At 64.3% G+C, this 8,353-nt stretch carries 11 protein-coding genes; 4 read left to right on the top strand and 7 right to left on the bottom strand.

Annotated features, from left to right (window positions below; all coding sequences use genetic code 11):
* Positions 1 to 95: 95 nt before the first annotated feature.
* The 6 genes from GUI70_RS21845 to GUI70_RS21820 all read right to left on the bottom strand — a co-directional run bounded on the left by GUI70_RS21845 (position 96) and on the right by GUI70_RS21820 (position 4,265).
* A complete protein-coding gene (locus GUI70_RS21845; RefSeq protein WP_237725108.1) occupies positions 96 to 995 on the bottom strand; it encodes a bacteriorhodopsin-like in 900 nt (299 codons plus the stop codon).
* A 331-nt stretch (positions 996 to 1,326) separates the two neighbouring features.
* Positions 1,327 to 1,515, bottom strand: a complete 189-nt coding sequence (locus tag GUI70_RS21840) for a hypothetical protein (protein ID WP_161884393.1) — start codon at positions 1,513 to 1,515, stop codon at positions 1,327 to 1,329.
* Between the two features lie 13 nt (positions 1,516 to 1,528).
* Entirely contained in the window at positions 1,529 to 1,741 is a 213-nt protein-coding gene (locus GUI70_RS21835) for a hypothetical protein (RefSeq protein ID WP_161884392.1), read from the bottom strand.
* 5 nt (positions 1,742 to 1,746) lie between these two features.
* On the bottom strand, positions 1,747 to 2,382 hold the full coding sequence (locus tag GUI70_RS21830; RefSeq protein ID WP_161884391.1) for a DedA family protein: 636 nt from the start codon (positions 2,380 to 2,382) through the stop codon (positions 1,747 to 1,749).
* A gap of 10 nt (positions 2,383 to 2,392) precedes the next feature.
* Positions 2,393 to 3,118 carry a phosphatidylserine decarboxylase gene (locus GUI70_RS21825; RefSeq protein WP_161884390.1) on the bottom strand — a complete coding sequence of 242 codons (726 nt, stop codon included), beginning with the start codon at positions 3,116 to 3,118 and terminating at the stop codon, positions 2,393 to 2,395.
* Positions 3,119 to 3,212: 94 nt separating this feature from the next.
* Positions 3,213 to 4,265, bottom strand: a complete 1,053-nt coding sequence (locus GUI70_RS21820) for a glutamate-cysteine ligase family protein (RefSeq protein ID WP_161884389.1) — start codon at positions 4,263 to 4,265, stop codon at positions 3,213 to 3,215.
* A 78-nt stretch (positions 4,266 to 4,343) separates the two neighbouring features.
* Here GUI70_RS21820 and GUI70_RS21815 point away from each other — a divergent pair, with 78 nt between their 5' ends.
* The 4 genes from GUI70_RS21815 (at position 4,344) to GUI70_RS21800 (ending at position 8,024) form a co-directional block, all read left to right on the top strand.
* On the top strand, positions 4,344 to 5,333 hold the full coding sequence (locus GUI70_RS21815; protein ID WP_161884388.1) for a PIG-L deacetylase family protein: 990 nt from the start codon (positions 4,344 to 4,346) through the stop codon (positions 5,331 to 5,333).
* A 1-nt stretch (position 5,334) separates the two neighbouring features.
* Positions 5,335 to 6,015 (top strand): tRNA (5-methylaminomethyl-2-thiouridine)(34)-methyltransferase MnmC2, encoded by a 681-nt coding sequence (gene mnmC2, locus GUI70_RS21810; protein WP_161884387.1) that lies wholly within the window; start codon positions 5,335 to 5,337, stop codon positions 6,013 to 6,015.
* Entirely contained in the window at positions 6,012 to 6,956 is a 945-nt protein-coding gene (locus GUI70_RS21805; RefSeq protein WP_237725107.1) for an FAD-dependent oxidoreductase, read from the top strand. Before mnmC2 ends, GUI70_RS21805 begins: the two co-directional genes overlap by 4 nt.
* A gap of 72 nt (positions 6,957 to 7,028) precedes the next feature.
* Positions 7,029 to 8,024: an isocitrate/isopropylmalate dehydrogenase family protein gene (locus tag GUI70_RS21800; protein ID WP_161884386.1), complete on the top strand. Its 996-nt coding sequence runs from the start codon at positions 7,029 to 7,031 to the stop codon at positions 8,022 to 8,024.
* Between the two features lie 131 nt (positions 8,025 to 8,155).
* Here the strand turns inward: GUI70_RS21800 and GUI70_RS24750 are convergent.
* A partial coding sequence (locus GUI70_RS24750; protein ID WP_237725106.1) for a hypothetical protein occupies positions 8,156 to 8,353 on the bottom strand: 198 nt, incomplete at its 5' end.

The raw sequence follows: 8,353 nt of genomic DNA, 5'->3' as shown, positions 1-8,353 counted from the left end.
AACGCCATTGGCAGCGCTTTGGACGCCGTGAAACGCTTGGATATCGAACACTGGTTTAAACACGCCCATCCCCAGGTTCTATTGTGACAAATGCTCTAGGAGGTTCGTTCGGTGGCCGCCGGGGTGGTGCTGTTTTCTGCCACACCCATACTCCGGTCGTGGGCCGTCTTTTCCAGCGCGATGAAGTAGATCAGGGTGCCGAAGCCGACTTTGGCCAGGATGTCTGCGAGGCTGTAGCCCACTTGCACGGCGACCACGCCGTTGGCGCTCAGGCCGCCGCCCAGCAGAACGGGCAACAGGTAGGCGATAGGGTAAAAGCCCCAGGAAGCGAACAGCAGGAGCCGCAGATTCCGGGTCAGCACCTGTACCCGTGCAGGCTGGCGGGCCAGCGACTTGCCCAGTTCGGCGAACAACGTGTAGACGATGTAGATGAAAGGAATGGTGCTGATGGTTCCCCAAATCAAGCGCGTTGTGGTGTCGTTGGAGATTTCACCCGGGTATCCCGTGGCGATCATCACGAAGGCGGCCAGCGCCAGACGCCAGATCATGCCCGAAGCGACATTACTGGCGAGGGCCAGCACCGCTACGGTCTCGACCAGCAGCAGCGGCACCGTCAGGATCCAGTCGGCGTAGCGGTAGGCGTCGTTGAACGGAATACCTGTGGCGCGGTAGACCTCACCGGTCAGGGCGTAAGATTCGTTCCAGGAGTTGAAGATCCGGAAGTAGTGGTAGAAAGCCACGGCGACCACCAGTGCTGAGACCACCATGGCCGGGCGGTACTTGGGAGACAGGTTGGGCTGGGCCAGGACAAAGAAGAGGAAGCCTGCACCCATGGTGGCGATGGTGATTGAGAACAGTTGGTACACCAGGCCGAACTGACCATAACTCAAGGTCAGCCGTGGGGCCTCGACCGCAGCGCTCTGGGCCAGCACGGTACCCAGCAGCATGGTCAGGGCGGCAATAATCCAAGTCAGCGGCGTGAAACGTTGCCTCATAACAACTCCAGTAACAAAAGCCGCACTGGTAGAGCACGGGAAGTGAGCCGCGCGAATGATGAGCCACGATTAAGATTCCTGACGTGGCCAGCGTAGGTCCATGTTGCTGCGCCATTTGCGGCAATCTTTACCGTTGAATTGCAACGTGATTCACGGTTCTAAAGAAGCTATGCGCGCCATGGACAGTTGACGTGCAACAGGCAGAAACCCATGCAAGATGAAGGTGTCCTCTAGCTTTTCTGGTATGGCGGGCCAGCAAAATAGCTGGACACGCTCAGAGCAAGTGTCTGGGGCCAGAGGGAGATTTTTTCCCGTGACTAGAGATGGCGCTCTATTTACGCCCTTCGCGCAGACGTTTAAGTAAACTCAGGCTGAACATCAGCAGCGCCAGTCCTGCTCCCGCCCCTTGCGCTGCCGCCGAGTAGTCACCGTCCTCTGCTGAAGTGACGGCCAGCGCGCCCAGGCCCAGCACGAACACCACCAGCAGGGCCAGCAACACCCAGCGCCAGGTTTGATTCATTGGGGGCTGCTCATCACCGCAGGCTCAGCAGAATCATGCTGGTCGCTGCGCGATAGACGCCGTACAGTGCCCCCGCGCTCAGCAGCAGCGCCAACCTAGTGCGATAAACGCTGTCCAGCCGCAGTTCGGTGACCGCCACCCCCAGATAAGCCGTCGTGCTCAGCACTGAGAGGGTCAATCTCGCGCCGTGTGGCAGGAGGGCATGGAGGGTCAACTTCTTCGTCATGGGCTTTAGTCCTGTTCGGTAAGGGATTTGGCTTTCTCGGCGCTGGCGACCTCGCCGCGCGCCGAATGCACTGCCCGGTAGATGAAGTAGCCCGGCACGCTCAGCACCGCCAACCCGATCAGGCCGTAGTTCTGGTAACGGTGCCAGACCTCGATAAAGGCCACCCCACCCAGCCACATCCCGATCTGCCAGACTGCCGTCCACGACAGCGCGCCCAGAAACGAGCAGGCCAGGTACGGCAGCGGTTTGAGTCCCGCCGTGCGGGCGTACAGAATGAACAGCGTCCTGAGCGGCCCGAACCAGCGGCTGATGACCGCCATCCAGGGGCCGTGCTTTTCGAGCATGCTCTGAATCTGAATCAGGCCCAGGCGCTGCTGGGTCTTCTTGGGAATGAGCCTGAGACCGCGCGGCCCGATGTAGTAGCCGATCATGTTGCCGAGCGTGTTGCCCAGCGTGCCGATCAGCACTGCTTCCCACAGCGTGGTGGTATGCCCCTTGACCATCAGGCCCAGCGCCAGCATGCTGGCCTCGTATGGCACGGCAGGCAGCCCGATGCCTTCCAGGGTGAGCAGCAAGAAATTGACCAGATGGACAACGAACGGATCGAGGGTTTGCAACCAGTGCAAGATGGCGTTGACCATGCTCCCCGCCTCAGCGCGGCGACTTGCTCAGGCGGGCAATCGGCGTCTGTGCGCCGTAGACCTGATCGCCCACGCCCACCAGAAAGTCCACCTCGCCGAAGATGAACAGATCGACCTGTGAGCCGCGCTCGATGAAGCTGATCTTCTGGCCAGGCCGGATGGTCTCGCCCACCTTGACGTAGGTACTGATCTTGTTGACGAACTTGTCGGCGATTTCCACCATCGCCACCTTGATGCGGCCCTCGATAAAGACTGTCTGGCGCTCGTTTTCCAAAGCGTAGCGCTTGGCAAACAGATCGACGGCCCGGCGTAGGTAGGTGAGCTGGATGTATTCCCAGAGGTCCACCATCGGCAGATTGAGTTTCGCACCGTTGTGGTGAATGCCGGTGATGCGGCCCTGCATCGGCGCGTAGTTGAAATGCACGTCCAGCGGCGACATATAGATGCCGATCAGCCAGCCCGCGCCCGGCGTCTCGCCCTCGGGCCACTCGGCGTGGGTGATTTCCGAAACGCGGATCTTCTGCCCGAGCTTCTCGCTGACGATCTCGCCGTTCTCGACCCGGCGCACATAGACCACCTGACCGTCGCAGGGACTGGTCAGCAGGTCGTCGTCGGTCGGGGTGATGCGTACCGGATCGCGGTAAAACCAGACGCGCTGCAAGAACAGCAGCACGGCTCCCCAGATCAGGGCGAACGGCAGCAGCCGCCGCAAAAAAGTCAGCAGGAATTTCAACATGGCCTGAGTGTATCAGCGGGCCTTCGCAGGCGGGCGGCGTGCTGCTGTGGTGGTGAAGGGTGCTTGGAGACCCCAATCACGCCCCCTCCCCACCTCACCCCGTCTCCACCTCACCAGCCCCCGGATGGTTTTCCAGGTACGCCTTGCGGGCGATGTACGGCAACTTGGGCAGGTAATAGCGGGCGAATCCGGCCGGGCCGTGCCAGGCGGGCGGCGGCGTGTGCGGTGTGCCGAGGTCCTGCCAGACGCCGCTACGGTACAGACCGTCGAGGTGGGCGCAGGCGCTTTCCCAGCCATGCGCCTCGGTGTGGGCCTGCACCCGCTGCGCCTCGGTGTATTCGGTCCAGTGCGAATCGAAACCGGTGAGCACTGCGACCTCTCCAGCCCGTGCTCGCAGTGCCGGGGTGAGGCCGGTCAGCATCTGCGCCCTGAGGGCGTTGTAGTCCTCACGGCTACCGGGCAGCGTGTCGGGGAGCCGGGCGACTCGCTCCACCGCCTGCAAGATGGCCCATAGCCGCTCGGGGTCTGGCACCGGGTCGAGCACGCGCAGCTCCACGGTGCCCAGCCGCCGGGTCACGATCAGGTCCTGAAAGCGCTGGCGGGCATCGGGGCCGATCTCGCCCAGCGCGAACGATGCTGCAACCCGCGAAAGCGGTCCTGCGCTGCCCGCACCGAAATACGGACTGCTGGCGCTCGCCAGGGTCAGCACCGGCAGCACATACGCTAGGTTGCCGTAGAGCCGTGCCCGCTCGCGCTCACGCTCGGGGCCAGCAGGCACGCCGACATGAATGTGCAGGCCCGCCGTGTGGTAGCGGTCGCTGCCGGGCAAGGCCCCCAGCGCGACGAGTTGCCCCGAAGCAAAGGCCCGCGACAGTGCGATGCGGCGTGACAATGCCGCCGTAAATAAGGTTGCGGCGCTGAACTCGACGGGCGTGCTGACTTCCACACTGCTCATCGTCTCGCGCTTGGCAGCCGGGCCGCGCCGGAAGTTGGTGGCGGTGGCGGCCCAGTTGCGTTTCGGGTCTTGCCACAGCAAGCTGCCCATGTTCCACAAGCTGCCCAGCGAGGTGCGCCCACCGTGCAGCACGAAGACCTCCTCTTCCAGGCCGAAGGTCGGACGGGCGGGCAGGCGACTCGGGGCAGGCACGCCAGCGAGTATACGGGGGCGGGGGCGGCGGGGACCGCTCTTTCTTCATCAAACCTTCGCTTATATTGGTGGGCGCTGATGCGTCTCAAGCCACCCCGCAAATGGAAACGCCTGACTGCGGTGCTGGTGATCGTGGCGCTGCTGGCGGCTTTCGTCAACGGCTGGTACTGGCTTCCCACCGGCAGCCTGACCTTGCAGCGGGTGAGGGCGGCGGCGGCGGCCCTGCCGGAAATGAAGCCGCTCAGCGGACGGGTGCTGTTCGTCTCGCCGCATCCCGACGACGAGACGCTGGCGGCGGGCGGCCTTCTGCAAGACGTGATGGAGCGGGGTGGGCAGGTCTACGTGGTCTTTTTGACCAGTGGCGACGGCTTCGAGTGGGACGCCCGCGCCACCACCCGGGAGTTGCGGATCAATCACGCCGATATGCTGCGCCTGGGCCTGCGGCGCATGAACGAAGCCCGCGCCGCGACGAAGGCACTGGGCATTCCTGCCGACCATGTGTCGTTTCTGGGCTTCCCCGACCAGGGCTTGACCCCGATTTATCTGCAAAATTACTTGGTGCCGTATACCTCGGTGCATACCGGCGTCAACCGGGTCCCGTATGCCGGAACCCTTGCGCCGGGAAAACCTTATACCGGCCAGGAACTCGACCGCCAGCTGGCCGCCGTCTACGATCAGGTCAGGCCCGACATCGTACTGGCCCCCAGTGCCCAGGACGGTCATCCTGACCACCGCACGGCGGCCTACCTGGCCTCGCGGCTGGCCTCACAGCGTGGCGAGACGCTCTACTACTACCTGGTTCACGGGGGACTGGAGTGGCCGCTGCCCAAGGGCCTGCACGGTGAGCTGCCGCTCGCGCCGCCGCGTCCCACTTCACAGGGCCTCCAGTGGCAGCGTTACCCCGTGACGGCGGCCCAGCGGGCCCGGCAGATGGACGCCATCAGAGCCTATAAATCACAGTTAATGGTCATTCCGCGCTTCATGTGGGCTTTCGTGCGTCAGAACGAATTGCTGCTGCCCGCGCCCGTCAAGGGCAGCCCCATTCCGCCCGCCGACTTGGGCAAATAGGGTGGAGCCGGTCTCGACCAGCCCGCAGGCCACTGCCGACGGCTCGCTGAGCGTGTTCAGCCCACGCTACGGCGAGTGGTACTCGTCGCGGCACGGCGCGGCCCGCCAGTCGCGGACGGTCTTTCTGGAAGGCAGTGCCGCGCACCTTCACCCGGCTCCCCGTGTGCTGGAAGTCGGCTTCGGGCTAGGCCTGAATTTCCGCACCACCCTGGCCGATACTGCCGGGCGCGGCGCAGTGCTCGACTACCTGGCCTTCGAGGCGTTTCCGTTGGCGGCGTCCGTGCTGCGCGAGGTGTCGGCGGGGGAGGAGAACGCGCTGTGGCTGGCCCTGCTCGTTACCTGGGATGCGGGCACGGCGGCGGGTGAGTTGAGCGTCTCGGAGGGCCGGGCCACCCTGCGGGTCGTCTTCGCTGACGTCAGCGCCGCCGATCTGCCGCTCGGGTGGGCCAGCGCCGTTTACCTCGACGGGTTTAGCCCTGCCCGCAACCCGGAAGTCTGGACGCCGGAGATGCTGGCCCGGCTGTCGGCCAGTCTCGCGCCGGGGGGACAGCTGGCGACGTACAGCGCGGCGGGCGCGGTGCGGCGCGGTCTGATCGCAGCGGGCCTGGCAGTGGAGCGGCGGCGGGGCCGGGCGGCCGGGCTGGTGGGCAAGGGCGAATTTCTGGTGGCCCGTAAACCGTGAAGCACCTCTTGATCGCCGGGGGCGGCATCGCGGGCGCGTCGGCGGCGTACTTTGCGGCCCGCTCCGGCTGGGCGGTGACGCTGCTCGACGCGGGCGAGGGCCGCGCAAGCGACGTGCCCGCTGCGCTGCTCAACCCGGTGCGGGGGCAGAGTGGCAAGGTCGAGGCGCTCTCGCTGGCTGGGCTGCGTTTCACCTTCGCCCTGATCCGCGAGCTGGAAGCGGCGGGCCACGCTGTTCCCCACGCCCAGTCAGGAGTGCAGCGTCCGGTGCCCGACGAAAAGACCCGGCGCAAGTGGGTCGCCAATCTGCCCGCCGAACTGCCGCACCGCTGGCACGACCCAGCTGGACTCCCCCCCGGCTGGCACAGCGTTCTGGAGATTCCGGAAGGCGGCTGGGTCAGCGGCGCGGCGCTCGTTCGGGCGCTGGTGGCGGCGTCGGGAGCGCGGGTAATGCGCGGGCGGGTGGCAACGGTCATGGCCAGCGGTGCTGTGCTGGATGGCGGCGAAATTCTATGCGCCGACCGGGTGCTGTGCTGCGGCGGTTCATTCGGAGGCGAGGGAGGCACCCACCGCGCCGGGAGTCTGCTGCTGCTGAACAAGGCCCCAACGCAGCCGGTGAGCTTCGGGGCCTATCTCTCGCCTGCAATACACGGCGGCGTGCTGGGCGCGACCTTCGAGGCTCCGGCAGAGAGTCACGCAGAGGCGCTAGCGCTCGGCCTGCCGCTCAAATCGCTCGACTGGCTGTTATGCAAGGGAGCGGCGCTGAGTGGCCTGAGCGGTGTCGAGGTCGCGGGCCACTGGACCGGAGTGCGCCTCTCGCCGCTGGACTGCGGGCGCGACGAGTCGGGCGTGTGGCACCTTAGTGGGCTGGGCAGCAAGGGCTTCTTGCTGGGGCCATTGCTGGCGCAGGGGGTGGTGGAGCAACTGGGATTGCCAATCTAGAACATTGTTCCCCCACCCGGAAACACTCCGCGAGCCTGCGCTGACCTGTCCATCCCCTAAACTGACTTCACTATGGCAAAGTACCGAATTGCACTGATCGAAGGCGACGGCATCGGCCACGAAGTGATCCCGGCGGCCCGCCGCGTGCTCGACGCCGCTGGCTTCGACGCCGAGTACGTGGACGCCCAAGCCGGATACGAATACTTCCTGGACCACGGCACGTCTACTCCCCAGGCCACCTACGACGCAGTAGAAAATACCCATGCCACTCTCTTCGGGGCCGCCACCAGTCCCACCGACAAGCCCGACGGCTTCAAGGGCGCGATTCGTCATTTGCGCCAGAAGTACGGCTTATATGCCAACGTGCGTCCCACCAAGACTCGCCCCGTGCCGGGCGCTTACGAGAACGTCGATCTGGTATTGGTGCGCGAGAACACCCAGGGTCTGTATGTTGAGCAGGAACGTCGCTATGGTGACACCGCCATCGCCGATACAGTCATTACCAAAGACGCCAGTCTCGCTATCGGCAAGTTCGCCGCCAATCTCGCCATGCAGCGCCGCAGGAAACTCTCGGTGGTCCACAAGGCCAACGTGCTGCCGGTCACCCAGGGCCTGTTTCTCAACACCATCATGGATGAGGTTGGTGCCATGGACGGGCTGAATGTCAGCACCATGATCGTGGACAACGCGGCCATGCAGCTTGTGCGCAACCCCCAGCAGTTCGACGTGCTGGTCATGACCAACATGTTCGGTGACATTCTCTCTGACCTCGCTGCCGGGCTGGTGGGCGGGCTCGGCATCGCCGCCAGCGGCAACATCGGCGACAAGTTCGGCATCTTCGAGTCGGTTCACGGCTCGGCCCCCGACATTGCTGGTCAGGGCGTCGCCAACCCCACCGCCACTGTGCTGGCCGCCGTGCTGATGCTTCAGCATCTGGGCGAAACCGAGATCGCTGGCCGCATTGACGTTGCCGTCAACAAAATTCTGGCCGAAGGCCCGCGCACCCGCGATCTGGGCGGCACCGCCAGCACCGAGGAATTTACCAAAGCGCTGATTGCCTACTTGTAATCCCCTTTCGCCCAGCCCGAAGCTTGCCCCGTGCAGCTTCGGGCTGGTTTCGTTTGTTCCGGATGCATGTCCACCCACACTGCCCGAATAGGAGTGGTGACTCGTCCGCCTTAACCCGGCTCAGATGCCGCTCACTGCTCTTTACCAAAAAAGGCTGTTCCAGACAGATGTTTTCTGATTTTTATATCCAGAGCTGAGGCGCTTTTTGATGATGGTCGCGCATTACCGCTGGTCAGGGGTTGACAGCTGGGGGATGGGGATGTATTGTTTCTGAGCCTCAAACGAGGCGGGCTGCATGACAATTTCTGATGACGCGAGTAAAGAACATC

Origin of the sequence: Deinococcus alpinitundrae, assembly GCF_009982895.1 — a bacterium.
Classification (GTDB): Bacteria; Deinococcota; Deinococci; order Deinococcales; family Deinococcaceae; genus Deinococcus; species Deinococcus alpinitundrae.
This window is presented reverse-complemented; position numbering and strand designations above follow the sequence as displayed.

What these genes read in the sequence shown, in the direction of transcription:
- GUI70_RS21845 (WP_237725108.1), bottom strand. Translation starts at nt 995, where the DNA reads ATGAGGCAACGTTTCACGCCGCTGACTTGGATTATTGCCGCCCTGACC.
- GUI70_RS21840 (WP_161884393.1), bottom strand. Translation starts at nt 1,515, where the DNA reads ATGAATCAAACCTGGCGCTGGGTGTTGCTGGCCCTGCTGGTGGTGTTC.
- GUI70_RS21835 (WP_161884392.1), bottom strand. Translation starts at nt 1,741, where the DNA reads ATGACGAAGAAGTTGACCCTCCATGCCCTCCTGCCACACGGCGCGAGA.
- GUI70_RS21830 (WP_161884391.1), bottom strand. Translation starts at nt 2,382, where the DNA reads ATGGTCAACGCCATCTTGCACTGGTTGCAAACCCTCGATCCGTTCGTT.
- GUI70_RS21825 (WP_161884390.1), bottom strand. Translation starts at nt 3,118, where the DNA reads ATGTTGAAATTCCTGCTGACTTTTTTGCGGCGGCTGCTGCCGTTCGCC.
- GUI70_RS21815 (WP_161884388.1), top strand. Translation starts at nt 4,344, where the DNA reads ATGCGTCTCAAGCCACCCCGCAAATGGAAACGCCTGACTGCGGTGCTG.
- GUI70_RS21800 (WP_161884386.1), top strand. Translation starts at nt 7,029, where the DNA reads ATGGCAAAGTACCGAATTGCACTGATCGAAGGCGACGGCATCGGCCAC.